Source organism: Acinetobacter sp. BIGb0196, from assembly GCF_011759595.1.
GTDB classification, from domain to species: domain Bacteria; phylum Pseudomonadota; class Gammaproteobacteria; order Pseudomonadales; family Moraxellaceae; genus Acinetobacter; species Acinetobacter guillouiae.
Map to the genome: position 1 here is coordinate 1 of NZ_JAAOZA010000002.1, position 20,591 is coordinate 20,591.

Annotated in this window: 10 protein-coding genes, 2 tRNA genes and 3 rRNA genes; 2 read left to right on the top strand and 13 right to left on the bottom strand. The window is 41.5% G+C overall.

Annotated features, from left to right (window positions below):
* From FHR28_RS12755 to FHR28_RS12770, 4 genes are all read right to left on the bottom strand, one after another.
* A partial coding sequence (locus tag FHR28_RS12755) for a BCCT family transporter (RefSeq protein WP_166782811.1) occupies positions 1 to 1,886 on the bottom strand: 1,886 nt, incomplete at its 3' end.
* A 167-nt stretch (positions 1,887 to 2,053) separates the two neighbouring features.
* Positions 2,054 to 2,734, bottom strand: coding sequence for an ion channel (locus FHR28_RS12760; protein WP_034612723.1), 681 nt, complete (start codon positions 2,732 to 2,734; stop codon positions 2,054 to 2,056).
* Positions 2,735 to 2,952: 218 nt separating this feature from the next.
* Complete coding sequence (locus tag FHR28_RS12765; RefSeq protein ID WP_004725228.1) at positions 2,953 to 4,668, bottom strand: cation acetate symporter; 1,716 nt, start codon at positions 4,666 to 4,668, stop codon at positions 2,953 to 2,955.
* Between the two features lies 1 nt (position 4,669).
* On the bottom strand, positions 4,670 to 5,002 hold the full coding sequence (locus FHR28_RS12770; RefSeq protein WP_004725226.1) for a DUF485 domain-containing protein: 333 nt from the start codon (positions 5,000 to 5,002) through the stop codon (positions 4,670 to 4,672).
* A gap of 185 nt (positions 5,003 to 5,187) precedes the next feature.
* On the opposite strand from FHR28_RS12770, the gene FHR28_RS12775 reads away from it, so the two are divergent.
* Together FHR28_RS12775 and FHR28_RS12780 are read left to right on the top strand one after the other, a co-directional pair.
* A complete protein-coding gene (locus FHR28_RS12775; RefSeq protein ID WP_035371643.1) occupies positions 5,188 to 8,679 on the top strand; it encodes a PAS domain-containing hybrid sensor histidine kinase/response regulator in 3,492 nt (1,163 codons plus the stop codon).
* A gap of 441 nt (positions 8,680 to 9,120) precedes the next feature.
* Entirely contained in the window at positions 9,121 to 9,888 is a 768-nt protein-coding gene (locus FHR28_RS12780; RefSeq protein WP_034612732.1) for a hypothetical protein, read from the top strand.
* A 276-nt stretch (positions 9,889 to 10,164) separates the two neighbouring features.
* Here FHR28_RS12780 and FHR28_RS12785 read toward each other — a convergent pair whose 3' ends face one another.
* The 9 genes from FHR28_RS12785 to FHR28_RS12825 form a co-directional block, all read right to left on the bottom strand.
* Positions 10,165 to 11,409, bottom strand: a complete 1,245-nt coding sequence (locus FHR28_RS12785) for an esterase-like activity of phytase family protein (protein WP_166782812.1) — start codon at positions 11,407 to 11,409, stop codon at positions 10,165 to 10,167.
* 228 nt (positions 11,410 to 11,637) lie between these two features.
* A complete protein-coding gene (locus FHR28_RS12790) occupies positions 11,638 to 12,033 on the bottom strand; it encodes a tautomerase family protein (protein WP_166782813.1) in 396 nt (131 codons plus the stop codon).
* Positions 12,034 to 12,171: 138 nt separating this feature from the next.
* Positions 12,172 to 13,314, bottom strand: a complete 1,143-nt coding sequence (locus FHR28_RS12795) for a PQQ-dependent sugar dehydrogenase (RefSeq protein WP_154130732.1) — start codon at positions 13,312 to 13,314, stop codon at positions 12,172 to 12,174.
* Between the two features lie 451 nt (positions 13,315 to 13,765).
* Positions 13,766 to 13,880 (bottom strand): 5S ribosomal RNA (gene rrf, locus FHR28_RS12800).
* Between the two features lie 167 nt (positions 13,881 to 14,047).
* Positions 14,048 to 16,938: ribosomal RNA gene (locus FHR28_RS12805) — 23S ribosomal RNA — on the bottom strand.
* Positions 16,939 to 17,275: 337 nt separating this feature from the next.
* Positions 17,276 to 17,351: transfer RNA gene (locus FHR28_RS12810), tRNA-Ala, on the bottom strand.
* A 44-nt stretch (positions 17,352 to 17,395) separates the two neighbouring features.
* Positions 17,396 to 17,472: transfer RNA gene (locus tag FHR28_RS12815), tRNA-Ile, on the bottom strand.
* Between the two features lie 59 nt (positions 17,473 to 17,531).
* Positions 17,532 to 19,070, bottom strand: a 16S ribosomal RNA gene (locus tag FHR28_RS12820).
* Together the 16S, 23S and 5S rRNA genes with 2 tRNA genes alongside form the textbook arrangement of a ribosomal RNA operon.
* Before the next feature lie 853 nt (positions 19,071 to 19,923).
* Positions 19,924 to 20,538 (bottom strand): TetR/AcrR family transcriptional regulator, encoded by a 615-nt coding sequence (locus tag FHR28_RS12825; protein ID WP_004723394.1) that lies wholly within the window; start codon positions 20,536 to 20,538, stop codon positions 19,924 to 19,926.
* Positions 20,539 to 20,591: the final 53 nt, after the last annotated feature.

A 20,591-nucleotide genomic window follows, 5' to 3' on the forward strand; every position in this document is an offset into this window, starting at 1 on the left:
TCCATCACATCATAATTTTGACCACCTTCTCTTAAAAATATTTCTGCTTGATAAAAATCATCGGTTTCTTGATGTTCTTCATTCATCATAAAGCTTGGCGCAACCATTTTGCGTGCAATGACTTTATAGATAAAATTGAACTCATCATGATGATCCACACTCAGTTGAACACCGTCTTCAGTTTCTTTAATCACCACATTTAAATCACGGCGTTTAAACTCAAAACGAATACTTTCAAAAGCCTTAATCACATCAACCTGAATATAATGTTGTACTTCGGCCAACGTATGCGGATAGTGCATGATTAAGCCTAAACGTTGCTGCCAACTACGTGGATTTTGCACAGCTCTCGGCGTGATTCTTGCCACTTGTAAAGCCTGCATTTTGGTAACATCTAAGCGCAATGCTTTGACTAAGCCCCAACACAACAGCAGCATAATAAAGGTGAATGGTAGTGCACTCATCATGGTGGCCGATTGTAGTGCGCCTAGCCCACCAACCATTAAAAGAATGATCGACAAGACCGCCATTAAAACAGTCCAGAACAAGCGTTGCCATATCGGCGAATTTTCTGTTTTCGCAGTGAGATAATCGGTCACCAATGCACCAGAATCCGCGGAGGTAACAAAGAACAACACCACCAGCAGTGTCGCAATAAGACTAAACACACCTGAAAAAGGCAGATGGGTTAAAAATTCAAACAATGCAACTGATGAATCTTTTTGTACCGCAGAAATTAGCCCAACCTGCCCTTGTTCCATGATACTGAACAAGGCAGCATTGCCAATAAAACCCATCCAGATCAAGGTAAAGCCTGTCGGAATAAGCAGTACCCCAACAATAAACTCTCGAATGGTTCGACCTTTTGAAACACGCGCAATAAACATACCAACAAATGGTGACCAAGAAATCCACCATGCCCAATACATGATGGTCCAACCACCAATCCAGCCATTTGATTGATAAGCATATAAATTAAAGGTCATGCTAAACAAATTCGAAATATATTGTCCAGCGTTTTGAATGGTTGCTTGTAGGATATAAATACTGGAACTGGCGAGGAATACAAAGCCTAGCAATACCAAAGCTAAAATCAGATTCAGTTCAGAGAGTCGTTTAATTCCTTTGTCTAATCCGAGGAAAACCGACAATGAAGCCAGCGTACTCACCACAATAATCAAAAAGATTTGGGTGCTAATATTACTTTCCCAGCCAAATAAATAATTTAAGCCAGAATTAATTTGCGTTACCCCAAATCCTAACGTGGTAGCCACACCAAATACTGTACCAATGGTGGCAAAAGTATCGACCGCATCTCCGATTGGACCATGAATTCGTTGACCAATAATCGGAAATAAACCCGAACGAACTTTGAGTGGCAAGTTATAGCGAAAAGCAAAATAAGCCAGCGTTAAGCCAACAACTGCATAGATAGCCCAAGCATGTAAGCCCCAATGGAAAAAGGTAATTCTCATTGCTTCTTGGGCAGATTCAATAGTTTGTGGATCACCAGCAGGTGGATTGACATAATGCATGACAGGTTCTGCAACACTGAAGAACATTAACCCGATGCCCATACCCGCAGTAAATAGCATGGCAAACCATGACCCATTACTATACTCAGGCTGGCTATGATCAGGTCCAAGCTTGATTTTACCCATGTCAGAAAAGGCAATAAAAATCAGCACAATTAAAAATATTGCGACAGATAAAACATAGAACCAACTAAATGAATCGGTGATCCAGCGGTTCATCCTTTGAGTAATCAGTTCAAAGGCATTTGGTGCAAAGACAACAACGGCTAAAAAAAGTGCAATAATTCCAACAGTGCTCAAGAAAACATTTGGATTGACATTGTCAAACCAAGTGATTTTTTTGGAAGGCATATTTCCCCCAGGTTTTTATACTCAATGGACAGACTTTTTAAAGTCAAAAAAAGGCATTCACAGGTGTGAAAAAAGACGAATCCTGTAGAACAGCGATTGGATTCAGGCCACATTATAATTTAAATTAACATTTTCAACAATTTACTAAATGTAACAAGATCATTAGCTCATGATTTTGGTTTATTTTCAATATATTGCAGGGCAATCATCCGTGAGACGATCAGGGCAAAATACATCACACCACAGAACATTTGCAACATTGAAATCACCCGCGCAGCAGGTGCAACAGGAATCAAATCGGACAATCCCGTTGCCGATTGCAAACTAAAACTAATGAACAATAAATCCAGCCAAGATTGGTAGTCCGCAACATGATTTGGGTTTTGAAAACTCTGCGGAACCAGCAATTGACAAATACTGTATAAGAAGGCAAATCCCCATGCGATCAGGGTAAATACTGCACCTGCAGCAAACAGCTCATCTTTGGTTAAATAACGATCTGCAAACATATAACGGATTAAACCATATGCTGCACAAAAATAAGCGGCTGCTTCAAATGAATGTGCAAAGATTTGCAAAGTAACAGAATGAAAACCGATCAACATTAGAAAGGACAGTACAAATGCCCCTGTGACAAAGGTTAAGCCCAACAGTGTAAATGTCGGTGTTTGTCGAATCACTTTGGCAATAATCAGTAACGCGGATACACCGAGTAACCAAGTTAAAATTTGATAACTTCTGCTGGCATTGGTATAGACAGATAAAACTAAAATAAGCAGTTGGACCAACAATAACCATGCTGATGGTAATTGTTTAAAACCTTTCCAAAATTCGATCATTGAACGCATATTTTCTGATTCTGATTGTTCTTTTAAACATTCAAATTAACATATTCATTGGGTTTCTTAAATCCTTTCAATTTTTCGTGATCATTCAACTGATCAATCTGTATAAAATAAGCTTTATATCGCTCAAACACTCAAGCTGAGATGATTGAGTTTTGGCTTTGCATAAGCCATAAAAAAACACCTTCGAAAAGGTGTTTTTTAGGCTGATCTCAAATCACTTAGTGATCTGAAGCACCAGAGATACCAATACCTGTTTGTGAACGTACAAACTGTGCATCAAATGCTTTGCGCTCTGCTTCTGCACGTGCAGATTTATCTGTCACAGAGAATAACCAACAGCAGATGAATGCTAATGGCATTGCAAAGATTGCAGGACCATTGAATGAGTTGATTGGAGTATCAGAGATTTTTAATGTGTCTACCCAAACTGCTTTAGACAAGATAATTAAAGTCACTGCTGTCACTAGACCGACAACACCACCTACAACAGCACCACGTGTAGTTAAGCCTTTCCAGAACATTGAAAGAACCAATACTGGGAAGTTTGCACACGCCGCGACAGAGAATGCTAAACCAACCATGAAGGCAACGTTTTGTTTCTCGAACAAAATACCTAAGATCATCGCAAAGATCGCAAGACCAAGTGTTGCAATCTTCGACATACGTAATTCAGATTCAGGGGTTGTTTGACCTTTTTTCAATACGTTTGCGTACAAGTCATGTGAAATTGCTGAAGCACCTGACAGTGTCAAACCCGCAACTACCGCAAGAATCGTTGCGAATGCAACTGCTGAAATAAAGCCCATGAACAGATCGCCACCCACTGCATCTGCAAGGTGTACCGCTGCCATGTTATTACCGCCAACTAATTCTAGTTTGCCAGTCACAGCCATTTTTGCAACATCAATAAATTGTGGGTTGTTTGATACGAAAAGGATCGCACCGAAACCAATAATGAAGGTTAATAAATAGAAGTAACCAATGAAACCTGTTGCAACAACCACAGATTTACGTGCTTCTTTAGCATCTTTAACTGTAAAGAAACGCATAAGAATATGTGGTAAACCTGCTGTACCAAACATGAGTGCTAAACCAAGTGACAAAGCATCGAGTGGGTTTTTCGCCAAACTGCCTGGTCCCATAATTTTGGTTGCATCATCAAGACTAACGTCATGTACTTTTGCAAATACATCAATAGATTGCTTGAACATTTCAGAGAAGCTATAACCGACAGAATGCATCACCATGAACGCCATGAATGTTGCACCTGAAAGTAACATCACTGCTTTAATGATCTGTACCCAAGTTGTCGCCAACATCCCACCAAAGATCACGTAAGCCATCATCAGAAGGCCAACAATCACAACTGCGATGTTATAGTTCAAACCAAATAACAGTTTGATCAACTGACCTGCACCCACCATTTGAGCAATCAAATAGAAAGCCACAACAACAAGTGAACTGATTGCTGCAAGTGTACGTACTGGTTTTTCTTCTAAACGGAAAGAAACTACGTCAGACAGGTTATATTTACCTAAGTTACGTAAACGCTCAGCAACCAAGAACAATACGATTGGCCAGCCAACCATGAAACCCAGTGAATAAAGCAAGCCATCAAAGCCTGAGCTAAACACCAATGCAGAAATACCCAAGAACGATGCAGCAGACATATAGTCACCTGCAATCGCTAAACCATTTTGGAAACCAGAGATACCACCACCAGCGGTGTAGAAATCCGCGGTATTGGTGGTTTGTTTTGCAGCCCATTTGGTAATAAATAAGGTTAAACCAACAAAAATTGCAAACATAATGATTGCATGCCAGTTAGTCGCTTGCTGCTGAGCTTCACCTAAATCTGGGCCTGCTTGTGCAACAGTAGAAAGCAGTGCAGTAGATGCAAGAGCTGCTTTAGTCTTTAAAGAGTTCCATTTCATCTTAGTGCAGTCCTTTTTCGTGGGCGATTGCTTCGACTTCTTTCATTGCATCTGCATTCAATTGATCCAATTTATTGTTGGCAATATATGAGTACACACCACACAATACGAAAGATAAAACAATAATTCCTAAACCTAAAGGAATCCCCCAAGTGGTGATGCCACCACTAAATGAACTCATTAAAAATTCTTTGTTATAGCCAACTAAAAGCATAAATCCAACATAAACGAACAACATAATTGCAGTTAATGTCCAGCTTAATTTACTTTTTTTAGCAACCATTTCCTTGAATTTTGGATTTTGTAGAATCGCCTCTACCTGTCTCTCATCCATAACCATGCTCCTTGATAAGCGACCAGAACGCTGGTTGCTTTTTTTAATATTTTTTTACATGGTCAAAATTAACAATATTGTGGGGTTCTCGTAACTTAGACTTTGGTCGTTAAATTTTGAGCAAAATAAACGAGACAGTTCATGTATGCGTTATTATAGGCGCAGCTTTTTATACTGTAGTCCTTATGAACAGTTGGTTAATTATAGGGGTTCTGGCCCTTTACATCCTCATTCTATTCGTTTGTGCTTTCTTTGGTGAGAAGCATGCGAGTCGATTAAGTACGCGCGGCAGGATGCTTCTCTTTAGTCTAACATTGGGGGTATATTGCTCATCTTGGACATTTTATGGAGCAACAGGTGCTGCAGTACGTGAGGGAATTATTTTCCTTCCGATTTATTTAGGACCTTTATTATTTGTCTGGTTGGGTTATGACATTTGGCGTCGTTTAGGTCGCGTTCGACAACATCATGCGATTTCTTCAATTGCCGACTTTGTGGCAGCACGTTATGGTAAAAGTGGAACATTAGCGTCCTTAGTGACCATCTTGGCTGTTATCGCCATCATTCCTTACTTAGCACTACAATTACGCGCCATTGCGCTTAGCGCTTCCGTCATGCTCGATCACAATACCCAAGTGGTCTCCACCACCACCAATGGTGTGCTTGGTCTTACCGCTGTATTGGCGATCTTGGCCATGATGTTTGGAACAAGACAAATTGCCAATACCGAACAACATGGCGGTTTAATGCTTGCCGTTGCTTTTGAATCATTTGTAAAACTATTTGCCCTGCTCTGCGTGGCATTTTTCTTTATTTTTGATCATCCACAAAATATTGTACAAATCTCACAGGATGTGCAAAAAACTTTTCATGAAGTACAACTGTTTGGTGTGCCAGATACCTTCTGGGTTCAAACATTACTCGCTTCATTGGCGATTATCTGTTTACCGCGTCAGTTCCATGTGGCCGTGGTTGAATTACGCGATGAAAAACATATTCGTGGCGCAAGACGGTGGTTTGCGGCATATTTGATTCTGACCATTATTGCCATTATTCCAATCGCCAGTTGGGCTCTTCATGCAGCACCTAAATATCTGACCATTCCTGATGTTGCAGTACTCTCATTACCGATTAGTTATAACCAAGACTGGTTATCTTTACTGGCATTTTTAGGCGGTTTTTCAGCATCAACAGGGATGCTACTAGTCTCTTCTGTGGCACTGTCCATTATGCTGAGTAATGACTTGATTATGCCTTCTCTATGGAAGTTTGGCATTCTTTCTCGTCATGACAAACGCTTACCACAGGTACTTAAATTTACCCGTCGTGTGTGTATTTTAGCGGTAATGTTACTCGGATTTTTATTCTTCCACTTCTTTAATGATATTGACCAATTATCTACCTTTGGGTTATTGGCTTTTAGTGCGGTTGCACAATTTTCGCCGGCTTTAATTGGTGGTTTATACTGGCGTGGCGGAAGTCGCCAAGGGGTTTATGCAGGCTTGGTTGTAGGCTTTATCCTTTGGTCATATACCTTATTATTGCCAACGATTTTACGTAGCTTACCTGTTGAATATAGCCAGTTTGCACATCAATTTTTGATGTTTGGACCTTTGAATATTGAATGGTTAAGACCAGAAGCCTTATTTGGTTTTGAATCTTTTGCCCCGCTTACTCATGGTGTAATCTGGGCACTTGGTTTAAATATTACCTTATATATTTGGGTCTCTCGTATTTATCGTCCTAGTATTGCTGAACAAATACAGGCAGAAAGCTTTTTCTATTATGAAACCAAGCCCTTACCTGCACAAAATACCTCTACCGATATTAATTATTTACACCATGATGTCGCTAAACTTAAAGTTGGTGATCTGATTGCACTAGCCAAACGGATTACTGGTGAAGGGCCAGCAACCCATGCCTTTCAGCAATTTTGTACCATGAACAATGTGGTGCTCAATGAAAATAGCAGTGCCAATGGGATGTGGTGGCGGTTCACTGAACAATACCTCGCAGGCACAATCGGGGCAGCCTCTGCACGGACATTACTCACCACGGCTATGGTCAATAATGGCTTGGCATTGGGCCAAGTGGCAAACATTCTCGACCAAGCGTCACAATGGCAACGCTTTAACCAAAATCTTATCATGACCATGATTGACCACATGACCCAAGGCGTGAGTGTGGTTGATGAAAACATGTGTTTGGTCGCGTGGAACAATCAATATTTAAAGCTGTTTGATTATCCAAAAGATTTAGTCTATGTCGGCTGCCCAATTGCCGATTTGATTCGTTATAACGCAGAGCGTGGCGAATGTGGTCCAGGCTCGGTAGAAGAACATGTACGTAAGCGAATTCATTGGATGAAAGTCGGTAGCGCACATGAGTTTGAACGGATTCGTAAAGATGGCCGTGTGATTCAAATGCGTGGTAATCCCATTGAAGGTGGTGGTTTTGTTACAACCTTTGCGGATATTACTGCATTCCGTGAAAATGAAGCGGTACTTGAAGCACGTGTGTCGGACCGTACTCAACAGCTTGCAAATGCCTTATCTGAACAACAACTGGCACGTGAGCAAGCCGACAAAGCCAATATGTCAAAAAGCCGCTTTATTGCAGCAGCCAGTCACGATTTGCTTCAACCGATGCACGCAGCACGCTTATTCAGTACTGCTTTAGAACAAAGCGTACAATCGGATGAAGATCGTAAAACCTTACAACAGCTTGATCGTGCCTTACATGGTGCTGAGAGTATGTTGTCTGCCCTTTTGGATATTGCACGACTGGAAGGTGGTTCAATCCAACCGAAACGCCAAGCTTATCCGCTGCATGATTTATTGAGTGATTTAGAACTGCAATTTAAATCAATCGCTGCACAACGCAATATCCAATTGCATGTCCATGATGCCCAATTCTGGATTGATACCGACCCACAATGGATTCGCCGTATCATCCAAAACTTTGTTAGTAATGCCTTACGTTATACTGCTCGTGGACGTGTGATTGTTGGTGTGTTACGCGCGTCCAATCGCCCAAATCATATCCGTATCGGTGTCTGGGATACCGGTCCGGGGATTGCAGAAGAACAACGCATTAAGCTGTTTCAAGAGTTTGAGCGTTGTGGACATACCTCGCCATGGGGTGAGCAAGGCCTAGGGCTTGGTCTAGCAATCGTACAACGTATGACCAGTTTGCTTGATTATCCTGTGCATGTTTACTCTGAATTGGGTAAAGGTTCATGCTTTATGATTGATGTGCCAATGGTAGCAGCACCTAAAGTGGTTTCATCACCTGTACAAGCGGTACCATTAAAAGCCAAAGCTTATAAAATCTTATGTTTGGACAATGATGATACGATTTTAGAGGGTATGGCAACGCTACTGACCAAATGGGGTTATCAAGTCTTTAAAGCCACTGAACCTGAACAAGCTTTGGAAATTATTCAAAAAGAAAATATTCAAGTCTGGCTGGTTGATCAGCATTTAAATCACGGCAAAATTGGCTTAGATTTTATTGTCGAAAACCGTCAGGAAAATGTTCCTTCAGCACTGATTACTGCAGATTCTGATCCTGAATTACCAGAACGTGTTAAAGACCTCAACGTGGTGTTGTTGAAGAAACCATTGAAACCTGCTTCTCTTCGAGCATGGTTATCTGGCTTGAAGATTTCTAAATAATCTTCCACTACGTTCAACCCTTTTCAGTTTATTGATCACGTTCTTCTTTAATGTTTTGAAACATTTACAACCTCTAGATCGTTGCATTCTAGAGGTTTTGTAACGCAATTTTTTAAGTGGAATAGCAATTTTTTTTAAGCTTTGTGCAAAAGCATTCAAAAAATAGCAAAACTTGAACCCATTTATTGACTAAAAACTTCAAAGCCCTCTTTTCTATGGCAAATAACATCAAAATAGTAAATATACACTTGTATAGTTAGTTACAATTTTCTATTTATATGATTTTAAAAAATAAAAAAACACTTTTTACCCTATCTACAACTTTAGTCTTATTCCTATTGCATCTCAGATAAATCAAAAATTACTTCAAGACAAAATCACGCTCATGTTTAGGAAAACAAAAACAGCGCTTGAATTCAATTTTAAATAGGATTTTTAACCATGAATATTTCAGAAACTGTTCCACATGGGCTACACCAAGCTCAACAATTTCATCGTCAATATGGTGCAAATGCAATCTTGCCTGAAATTGATTGGCAAGATCTTTTTAAACACAGCAAACTCCACGACACACAAATCCAAGCACTCAACACGATTTATCAAGCAGCTGTGCCTTTAGCACTTCAAGTGTTTGAGGAATTAAAATTTGATGTATTTACCCCTGTTGCTTACCATCCTCAAGGCTTAGGTCTGTTTGATAAATTAGCGCAACAAGAAGAAAAACTGGTTCAACGTCTCGAAGATGAATGCGAATGCTTAAATGATGAAGTTCGCCATCAAGTGTGGAGCATGTTACTACGTGGCGGTGCGGTACTGGTCTTTAAAGCATGGTTAGGTAAAGTAAAAACCGGCGAAAATATCTTAGATATGACCCAATTTGATGAATTATCAGATTTGCTTTTTATCAAAACCTCACCGACAACATTGGCAGCTCGTTTAAAAATCGATGCACATGCAGATTACGACCATGTTTTCCTGATGTATGGCAATGATGTGTTTCTAGACCGTTTTAATAGCTTAGAAGCGGCTGCTTTATTTGTAGATTTAGGTGTTTATGATGCAGCATTCTTAAGTCTACGTGATGACCGAGTTGCAGATTACCTAAAATCTAAAGGCTATGTCACCCATGAACAAATTGAAGATCTAAAATGTGCTTTAAATCCATTGGGCTGCCCTGATCAAGTTTCGAAACAAGACTGTTTAGCTTAATCCTCATGCTTGAATGATGTATAAAGAAAGCCAGTCAATTGACTGGCTTTCTGCGATTTAGCTTAAAGATTACTTCGCACTTTAAAATAATAATATCTGCTCAGCTAGTTTCAAGCATGTACTGATGCTTTACCCTCAATAAAAGCTAGGCATTTCACTTAATATTGATCAGTTTAAGTTTTAATCCTCCCCAGCCCTTCTTTTCAAAGGAGGGAGTTTTCCATTGCTAAGATTAATCTAGTTCCAGGTCATGGGGACTAAGCATTTTATCGTTTATTAATACAATGCTTTAGGCAATTTAATCTGAATAATTTCATTATCATCCGCACGCTTTGCATTTCGTCCTGATGAACCTGGAAAGTTATTGTCATTTAAAACAGTTAAAGTATTTTTATTTTCAATAATCACATCTTCAATGGTTTCAAATGGAAAAGCAAAAGTTGTTGCTGTACCAATATCTCCATCACGCGCTGTACCATAGAGATTATTCGGGTTGGCGATATTCATAAGATCAACTAAGTCAGAACGTTTTACCGCTTTCCCAGAATCCCCTAATTCAATTTGAATCAGCTTCTTATAACCATCTAACTTGTTTTGACTCGCATCACGCTCAATGATAATGCCAGACTTATCATCAAACATTTGGAAGTCACCAATATTGGTCGCCTTGGTATTCAAGGTAAAATAATAATATCGGCCAGTATACGCTTTCTTCTTCACATCAAATTGTGAGATAAGTAACTGTTGTGTGGTCTCGCCTTTTAACGGTTTTTCTAACAAAGGATATAAATATTGACCATCCTTAGACAATGCCATTCCTTCAAAGCCACCGCTTTGCTGAACCAAAGGCTCTACATAATTTATGTTGGCTTTATTGAATTGATTTTGCGGAGAACGCAATTCCACACCAGCTTTCAATGGATGAGGTAATGCAATCGGCGCATCAAGCAGTATTCCATCTCTATCAAAATGCAGTAAATATGGTCCAAATTCATCACCAATCCAATAGGTACCATCCGCAGTACGTTGTATCGATTCAGGATCAAAATCCGCCCCAGTGAGTAAACGATCAGTGCTGTTTTGATTGATGATTGAAAATGGTATTAATTTATTGGGATCACGAAGCTGAATAAAGCTCATCACTTGAACTTTTGCAGATCCTGCTGATTTCGTCCGAAAAACAGGTTTTACTTGATAAACACGGAGTAAAAAGTCAGATGAATTGTCTTGTGTACCAAAGCCATTGTCTGCCATGACCATATAAGTGCCATCACCGTTCTTTACAGCACCCGAAAAGCCTTGAACTGGCTGACCTTTAAAAGGTGGAAATATGCCATTGGCGCCCTTTACAAAGGCACCTGAGTTTGGACCAGTTGCATAAGTTTCGACATCAAGTTTGGCAAATGAAACCAAGGTCGGTACGGTGACAGATGGTTCAAATGAGAAATCCTTGTCATCATCATTGCATGCGGTTAAAGCCAATACGCCTAACGCTAAAACAGAATAAGCAATTTTTTTCATAAAGGTCTTTTTATTGATTTAAATGAGCTTTATTAGAAACCAATAGCATGACATTTTGAGGTCATTTCAATGACAATACTGCGTCAGTTTGATGATATACGTAGATATGCTTCACTCAGCATATACTCCACCGTATAAGCGCGCGTCAGCTGAATTAACATATTGAATTTAAATAATATTAACAACGGAGTAATCTATTCCATCTACTTTGATTCATATTAGGTTGAGCTAGACTTGAATATCGAAACCCAAATCCACATCACAGGCAGCTTGACCACCACGGATTCCCCAATTTTCAGCGGGAATTTCTCTTAATAAAATTTTGATATGATCTTTGGGAATCCCTAATACAGATAGATTCTCTACAATACTGCGATACAAATTTCGCTTGGTATCCAGTGTACGCCCAGCAAAACAATCAATACGAATCAGGGTAAATTTTTCAGGATAAAGCTTATTCGGTGGACATTGAAAGCGATGTGGTTCATGTACCAATAAACGAATATCACGATCATATTCAGGAATTTTAAAAGTGCTCACCAATGCATGATGAACAGCATCGATTAAGCCCACTTCTTGTGCTACAGAATATTGATAACGAACTTCAATTGTAGTTGCTGGCATTATTGTTCTCGATTTATATTATTTTAAATCGAAAGAATAGCATAATTTATAGACAACCCTAACAATTCAACTGATATCAATTCAGCTGCTTCCACATCTTTTCAATAATATAATAATCCATTGAATTAAATTAATTTTTTACTTAGGTAACAATCTTAATAGCCCCGCATTTTTCCCATCTTCCAAAACCCAAATCGAACCATTATGGGCGGGATGGATATCTCGAATGCGTTGCTGCATGTTTAAACGCTGTACCTCACGGACAGGCTTCGATTCAGTATCAACCACAATAATCGCTTCTGAAGATAACCCACCAATCAAGGCTTTATGATTCCATTTCGGGAATAATTCATCTTGATAAAAGACCAAACTGGAGGGTGATATTACTGGTGTCCAACTGATTTCTGGCGCCTTAAATTCAGGACGCGTCGCATGATCGGGAATGGGTTTTCCTGAATAATGATCACCATTGGAAACAATCGGATAACCATAATTTTCGCCCTTCTTAATCAGATTTAACTCATCTCCTCCTTTAGGCCCCATTTCAACCACCCACAATTGATCCTTCGTATCAAAAGCCATACCTAATGGGTTACGATGACCCAACGACCATACTTGTTTTGCAATCTCACCTTGTTGAGTAAATGGATTATCTGCAACAACAGTACCATCATCATTCAGTCTTAAAACTTTTCCTAAGTTTGAATTCATATCTTGAGCAGGATCAAATTTCTGGCGTTCACCAGAACTAATCCAGAGCTTACCATCCTTTGCAAAAATCATTCGATGTGCATAATGCCCTTGTCCTGAAACCTTAGGAACTTGCTCCCAGATTCTTTTAATATTGATTATTCGAGGATTTTTCTCTTGTAGATTTAATTCACCACGAATCACAACCGCACCATATCCCCCTTTTCCTGTTTCGGCATAACTTAAATAAATTTGATGATTGTTTGCAAAATCAGGATGTAAAACAATATCACCTAAGCCACCTTGTCCACCATAAGCCACTTGGGGAACCTCTAAAATTTCTATACTTTTCAATGTGGAAGGATCAAACAGTTTTAGCTTTCCTCTCCTTTCGGTAATCAGTAAACGACCATCAGCCAACTCAGCCATTGCCCAAGGTTCATCAAATGTCGCTACTTTTTGGATCTGATAGGTCTGGTTGATCAGCGAATTTGCTGTAGTGGTTTGATTATTTTGAGCATTACATGCACTCAACAAGCTACTGCTGAGCAATAGAGGTAAATAGATTAAGCACTGTCGAAAAGCCTTCATTTTAGATTCCCTCAATATTGTTATGACTTATCGATTTATTTTAAACAAAAGTATCCATCTCACCATTTCATATTGGTAACTGAGCGAATTGGGCCTTAATTTTTAATTGGATCATCTTGTAAGCTTTAACCTACAACAATCGCAGTGATTAGCGAATATACGGACCTAGACATTGCACTTATCATAGCAAACATAAAGAGACAGGAAGTCTCATTGAGAATAAGAAAACACACAGGACGTGAGATTCGACAGGAGTCAAATCTAACACACCAATACGAAGAAAACCCCATCAGGATGATGGGGTTTTCTTTTTGCATCTACAAAAATATATTTATTTTCAGTTGCTTATGCACTTCAATTCTTCTACAGGTTTCTTTTCATTTCGCTAATAAACACCGCGCATAAAAAAACACCCCAATCTCGTTAAAGATCGGGGTGTTTTAGATTTAAAAGCTGGCGATGACTTACTCTCACATGGGTAACCCCACACTACCATCAGCGCTAAGAGGTTTCACTTCTGAGTTCGGGAAGGGATCAGGTGGTTCACTCTTGCTATTGTCGCCAGCAAACTGTTATGGACTTGTTCGGGTCTTATTTAAATGCCTTACTTCGTACCAAATGAGTTTAACAGAACATTTGAGTTGGGTATTGTAACTAGCTTTACAACTAAATCAAGTATGTTTGATCTTTTATGAATCAAATGATGCTTCGTATACAACTGCTTGGGTGTTGTATAGTCAAGCCTCACGAGCAATTAGTATTGGTCAGCTTCATGCGTCACCGCACTTCCACATCCAACCTATCAACGTCGTAGTCTTCAACGGCTCTTTAGAGGACATAAAGTCCTAGGGAAATCTTATCTTGAGGTAGGCTTCCCGCTTAGATGCTTTCAGCGGTTATCCCTTCCGAACATAGCTACCCGGCGATGCGACTGGCGTCACAACCGGTACACCAGAGGTTCGTCCACTCTGGTCCTCTCGTACTAGGAGCAGATCCTCTCAAATTTCCAACGCCCACGGTAGATAGGGACCGAACTGTCTCACGACGTTCTAAACCCAGCTCGCGTACCTCTTTAAATGGCGAACAGCCATACCCTTGGGACCTGCTTCAGCCCCAGGATGAGATGAGCCGACATCGAGGTGCCAAACACCGCCGTCGATATGAACTCTTGGGCGGTATCAGCCTGTTATCCCCAGAGTACCTTTTATCCGTTGAGCGATGGCCCTTCCATACAGAACCACCGGATCACTAAGACCTACTTTCGTACCTGCTCGACTTGTGGGTCTCGCAGTTAAGCGCGCTTTTGCCTTTATACTCTACGCGTGATTTCCGACCACGCTGAGCGCACCTTCGTACTCCTCCGTTACTCTTTAGGAGGAGACCGCCCCAGTCAAACTACCCACCAGACATGGTCCTCGTCCCGGATAACGGGACAGAGTTAGAACCTCAATATTACCAGGGTGGTATTTCAAGGATGGCTCCATAGCAACTGGCGTCACTACTTCAAAGCCTCCCACCTATCCTACACAAGTAAGATCAAAGTTCAATGTCAAGCTGCAGTAAAGGTTCACGGGGTCTTTCCGTCTAGCCGCGGGTACACCGCATCTTCACGGCGATTTCGATTTCACTGAGCCTCTGCTGGAGACAGCGCCCCCATCATTATGCCATTCGTGCAGGTCGGAACTTACCCGACAAGGAATTTCGCTACCTTAGGACCGTTATAGTTACGGCCGCCGTTTACTGGGGCTTCGATCAAGAGCTTCGCTTACGCTAACCCCATCAATTAACCTTCCAGCACCGGGCAGGCATCACACCCTATACGTCCACTTTCGTGTTTGCAGAGTGCTATGTTTTTAATAAACAGTTGCAGGGGCCTGGTTTCTGTGGCTGCCAATAGCTCAAGGAGCAAGTCCTATCACCGTCAGCAGCGTACCTTCTCCCGAAGTTACGGTACCATTTTGCCTAGTTCCTTCAGCAGAGTTCTCTCAAGCGCTTTGGTCTACTCGACCTGACCACCTGTGTCGGTTTAGGGTACGATTCCTGTGTAACTGAAGCTTAGAGACTTTTCCTGGAAGCATAGTATCAGCCACTTCGCTAGTAAACTAGCTTGCTATCAGCTCTCAGCATAGAGCACCCCGGATTTGCCTAAGATGCATGCCTACTGCCTTTCACCTGGACAACCAACGCCAGGCTGACTTAACTTTCTCCGTCCTCTCATCGCATTACACAGAAGTATTGGAATATTAACCAATTTCCCATCGACTACGCCTCTCGGCCTCGCCTTAGGGGTCGACTCACCCAGCCCCGATTAACGTTGGACTGGAACCCTTGGTCTTTCAGCGAACGGGTTTTTCACCCGTTTTGTCGTTACTCACGTCAGCATTCGCACTTCTGATACCTCCAGCATACTTCTCAATACACCTTCATCGGCTTACAGAACGCTCCCCTACCACGTATACATAGTATACATCCGCAGCTTCGGCATATAGTTTTAGCCCCGTTACATCTTCCGCGCAGGCCGACTCGACTAGTGAGCTATTACGCTTTCTTTAAAGGGTGGCTGCTTCTAAGCCAACCTCCTAGCTGTCTATGCCTTCCCACATCGTTTCCCACTTAACTATAATTTGGGGGCCTTAGCTGGCGGTCTGGATTGTTTTCCTCTTGACTACGGACGTTAGCACCCGCAGTCTGTCTCCCGGATAGTACTCATAGGTATTCGGAGTTTGCATCGGTTTGGTAAGTCGGGATGACCCCCTAGCCGAAACAGTGCTCTACCCCCTATGGTATTCGTCCGAGGCGCTACCTAAATAGCTTTCGGGGAGAACCAGCTATCACCGAGTTTGATTAGCCTTTCACCCCTATCCACAAGTCATCCCCTGGCTTTTCAACGACAGTGGGTTCGGTCCTCCAGTTAGTGTTACCCAACCTTCAACCTGCTCATGGATAGATCACCCGGTTTCGGGTCTATACCCAGCAACTAAACGCCCTATTAAGACTCGATTTCTCTACGGCTCCCCTATACGGTTAACCTTGCTACTGAATATAAGTCGCTGACCCATTATACAAAAGGTACGCAGTCACCAAACAAGTTGGCTCCCACTGCTTGTATGCATGCGGTTTCAGGATCTATTTCACTCCCCTCACAGGGGTTCTTTTCGCCTTTCCCTCACGGTACTGGTTCACTATCGGTCAGTCAGGAGTATTTAGCCTTGGAGGATGGTCCCCCCATATTCAGACAAGGTTTCACGTGCCTCGCCCTACTCGTCATCATTATATGTGCCCTTTCGTGTACGGGACTATCACCCTCTACGGTAGCACTTCCCAGAGCTTTCCGCTAAAACACATATAACTTAATGGGCTGATCCCCGTTCGCTCGCCGCTACTGAGGGAATCTCAATTGATTTCTTTTCCTAAGGGTACTGAGATGTTTCACTTCCCCTCGTTCGCCTCGCATGACTATGTATTCATCATGCGATACCTACCTTATGGTAAGTGGGTTTCCCCATTCAGAAATCTCCGGATCACAGGATATTTGCCGCCTCCCCGAAGCTTATCGCAGGCTATTACGTCTTTCATCGCCTCTGACTGCCAAGGCATCCACCACATGCACTTAATTACTTGACTATACAACCCCAAACAGTCGTTAATCCCTACAAGGAGGATCAACAATGTGAACTTAATCACTTCTATTTGTTGCCTGTGAATTTAATCACTATACAGCTTCAATTTAATTCATATACCAAAACGCTTGATTCAGTTTTATCGCTAGTGCTCATTTCATTCAACATTAACAATTGCTTGCTAACATCAACTAAAACGAGTTTAAACAATTATTTCAACTCAAATATATTCTGTTAATGATTCACTACCGCCTCGTCAGCGAGTAGTTAACTGTGATAAATCACAGAACTTAATAAGCTATCTGCTTACTAAGTTCTGTAATCACTTAGTCTTTAATTAGTGGTGGAGACTAACGGAGTCGAACCGTTGACCTCCTGCGTGCAAAGCAGGCGCTCTACCAACTAAGCTAAGTCCCCAGCTTAAGATCTTAATATATCTGCTCTTCTGTGTTCAGTAGACTTGGTGGGTCTGACAAGACTTGAACTTGTGACCCCACGCTTATCAAGCGTGTGCTCTAACCAACTGAGCTACAGACCCTCAGATACATCAATGAAGAACAACTTGTTGTGGATTCTTACCAATCGTCAATCTTTCGTTAAGGAGGTGATCCAGCCGCAGGTTCCCCTACGGCTACCTTGTTACGACTTCACCCCAGTCATCGGCCACACCGTGGTAAGCGTCCTCCTTACGGTTAGACTACCTACTTCTGGTGCAACAAACTCCCATGGTGTGACGGGCGGTGTGTACAAGGCCCGGGAACGTATTCACCGCGGCATTCTGATCCGCGATTACTAGCGATTCCGACTTCATGGAGTCGAGTTGCAGACTCCAATCCGGACTACGATCGGCTTTTTGAGATTAGCATCCTATCGCTAGGTAGCAACCCTTTGTACCGACCATTGTAGCACGTGTGTAGCCCTGGTCGTAAGGGCCATGATGACTTGACGTCGTCCCCGCCTTCCTCCAGTTTGTCACTGGCAGTATCCTTAAAGTTCCCACCCGAAGTGCTGGCAAATAAGGAAAAGGGTTGCGCTCGTTGCGGGACTTAACCCAACATCTCACGACACGAGCTGACGACAGCCATGCAGCACCTGTATGTAAGTTCCCGAAGGCACCAATCCATCTCTGGAAAGTTCTTACTATGTCAAGACCAGGTAAGGTTCTTCGCGTTGCATCGAATTAAACCACATGCTCCACCGCTTGTGCGGGCCCCCGTCAATTCATTTGAGTTTTAGTCTTGCGACCGTACTCCCCAGGCGGTCTACTTATCGCGTTAGCTGCGCCACTAAAGCCTCAAAGGCCCCAACGGCTAGTAGACATCGTTTACGGCATGGACTACCAGGGTATCTAATCCTGTTTGCTCCCCATGCTTTCGTACCTCAGCGTCAGTATTAGGCCAGATGGCTGCCTTCGCCATCGGTATTCCTCCAGATCTCTACGCATTTCACCGCTACACCTGGAATTCTACCATCCTCTCCCATACTCTAGCTTCCCAGTATCGAATGCAATTCCCAAGTTAAGCTCGGGGATTTCACATCCGACTTAAAAAGCCGCCTACGCACGCTTTACGCCCAGTAAATCCGATTAACGCTCGCACCCTCTGTATTACCGCGGCTGCTGGCACAGAGTTAGCCGGTGCTTATTCTGCGAGTAACGTCCACTCATCTTGGGTATTAACCAAGAGAGCCTCCTCCTCGCTTAAAGTGCTTTACAACCATAAGGCCTTCTTCACACACGCGGCATGGCTGGATCAGGGTTCCCCCCATTGTCCAATATTCCCCACTGCTGCCTCCCGTAGGAGTCTGGGCCGTGTCTCAGTCCCAGTGTGGCGGATCATCCTCTCAGACCCGCTACAGATCGTCGCCTTGGTAGGCCTTTACCCCACCAACTAGCTAATCCGACTTAGGCTCATCTATTAACGCAAGGTCACAAGTGATCCCCTGCTTTCCCCCGTAGGGCGTATGCGGTATTAGCATCCCTTTCGAGATGTTGTCCCCCATTAATAGGCAGATTCCTAAGTATTACTCACCCGTCCGCCGCTAGGTCAGTTACCGAAGCAACCTCCCCCGCTCGACTTGCATGTGTTAAGCCTGCCGCCAGCGTTCAATCTGAGCCATGATCAAACTCTTCAGTTAAAAATCATTAGTGACTTAAGGTCACAATTCTGGCTCATCAATGTACTGACAAATTCTCTCAAATAAACTTCGAGTAATTTAAACCAATCAATCAATGATAATATTTCGATCAATCAATCAGTAAAAATCCACACAAGTTGTTCTTCATATTCTCTTAATGATCTTCTCAATGCTTCGTCAGCATCAAGCTAGGTCGGCTATACTACTCTCTATCTCTAAAAAGTCAATCAATAATGTTAATTATTTTTTCTAACAAACCCAACTCCAATCTCATCTTAAAATCTCAATTCGAAATCTTAACAACTTAATCAAGTGCCTGATTTATCAGAAGTTTTATTTAACATCACCGCCGATGGATGTGCATTCTACAGCATTCCCAATCCAACACAACCCCTTTTTTTAATTATTTTTCATTTTATCTATCACTTGTTTATTTATTCTTCTAAAACAGCACTTTTTCTTTAAAAATCTGCTTTTTTGCATAAAAACACAGCAATAAAAAACCAATACCCCATCATATATTCACTAAAACAACTAAAACGGCCTCTTGTATACCCTTAGCATTGTTATAAATGCAATTTAATAGAGATACGGCTATTAAAATCTATATAAGGAGATAGATCACTTTTATCATTGAATAGAAGCATCAAACTATTCCTGAGAAAGAGATCAATATCTTGTCCCAACTCAAACAATACTTACACCCGCTAAAACCAACGCTATAAAACTCACTCTATAAAACCAACTCTATAAAATCGGGTTCTATAAAACCAAGCCTTAGTTATATTTGGATGTATGTCTATATAAGTCGAGTACAATCTATGAATCCCCCTCTCCCCATTAAATAATTTTCCTAAAGTGAATTAGGGTTGGCACCTTGCTCTAGATAAGCCAAAATCATCAAAGTTAATTCTTTTTTTAGCTGCTGTTCTGAAATTAGAAAATTATTATGACTGACATAACGCATCATAGTAAAAAGCGTACTATTGATAATCACAAAGGATTTATTTTTAAGTACTTCAAAACTCCAATGATTAAAAAAACGGCTAAATACATACAATCCCACTTCATAGAAATGCTTTTCTAACACTTTTGCTGCTTCTGAATTGTTATAGCCATGCCAATGTTTAAGCACTTCAATAAAAAAGCCACCATCGGCTTTCATCATGTCAAAACCGAATTGAAGACTAAGTGGAATGATTTCTTCTAAGCTCAATTCTTCTTGGCTAATCGCAATCTGTTTCAACGCAAGCCCCAGCTGCTCACTTTTACGACTTAAAAGCTCCTGAATAATTTCTTCTTTATTTCCAAAATACTGATAGATAGAACCAACACTGACACCTGATTTTTCTGAAATTTTGGGTGTGGTGACGTTGATTAAGCCATATTCAGCAACACATAATTGAGTTGCTTCCAAGATACTATCTACGACATTCCGAGCACGTTGTTGTTGTGGTTGTTTTCTCATCTTGCGGTTCACTCCAAAATGCGAATTGAATGCGAATAATTATTCATATTAGA

What these genes read in the sequence shown, in the direction of transcription:
- FHR28_RS12760 (WP_034612723.1), bottom strand. Translation starts at nt 2,734, where the DNA reads ATGCGTTCAATGATCGAATTTTGGAAAGGTTTTAAACAATTACCATCA.
- FHR28_RS12765 (WP_004725228.1), bottom strand. Translation starts at nt 4,668, where the DNA reads ATGAAATGGAACTCTTTAAAGACTAAAGCAGCTCTTGCATCTACTGCA.
- FHR28_RS12770 (WP_004725226.1), bottom strand. Translation starts at nt 5,002, where the DNA reads ATGGATGAGAGACAGGTAGAGGCGATTCTACAAAATCCAAAATTCAAG.
- FHR28_RS12775 (WP_035371643.1), top strand. Translation starts at nt 5,188, where the DNA reads ATGAACAGTTGGTTAATTATAGGGGTTCTGGCCCTTTACATCCTCATT.
- FHR28_RS12780 (WP_034612732.1), top strand. Translation starts at nt 9,121, where the DNA reads ATGAATATTTCAGAAACTGTTCCACATGGGCTACACCAAGCTCAACAA.
- FHR28_RS12785 (WP_166782812.1), bottom strand. Translation starts at nt 11,409, where the DNA reads ATGAAAAAAATTGCTTATTCTGTTTTAGCGTTAGGCGTATTGGCTTTA.
- FHR28_RS12790 (WP_166782813.1), bottom strand. Translation starts at nt 12,033, where the DNA reads ATGCCAGCAACTACAATTGAAGTTCGTTATCAATATTCTGTAGCACAA.
- FHR28_RS12795 (WP_154130732.1), bottom strand. Translation starts at nt 13,314, where the DNA reads ATGAAGGCTTTTCGACAGTGCTTAATCTATTTACCTCTATTGCTCAGC.
- FHR28_RS12825 (WP_004723394.1), bottom strand. Translation starts at nt 20,538, where the DNA reads ATGAGAAAACAACCACAACAACAACGTGCTCGGAATGTCGTAGATAGT.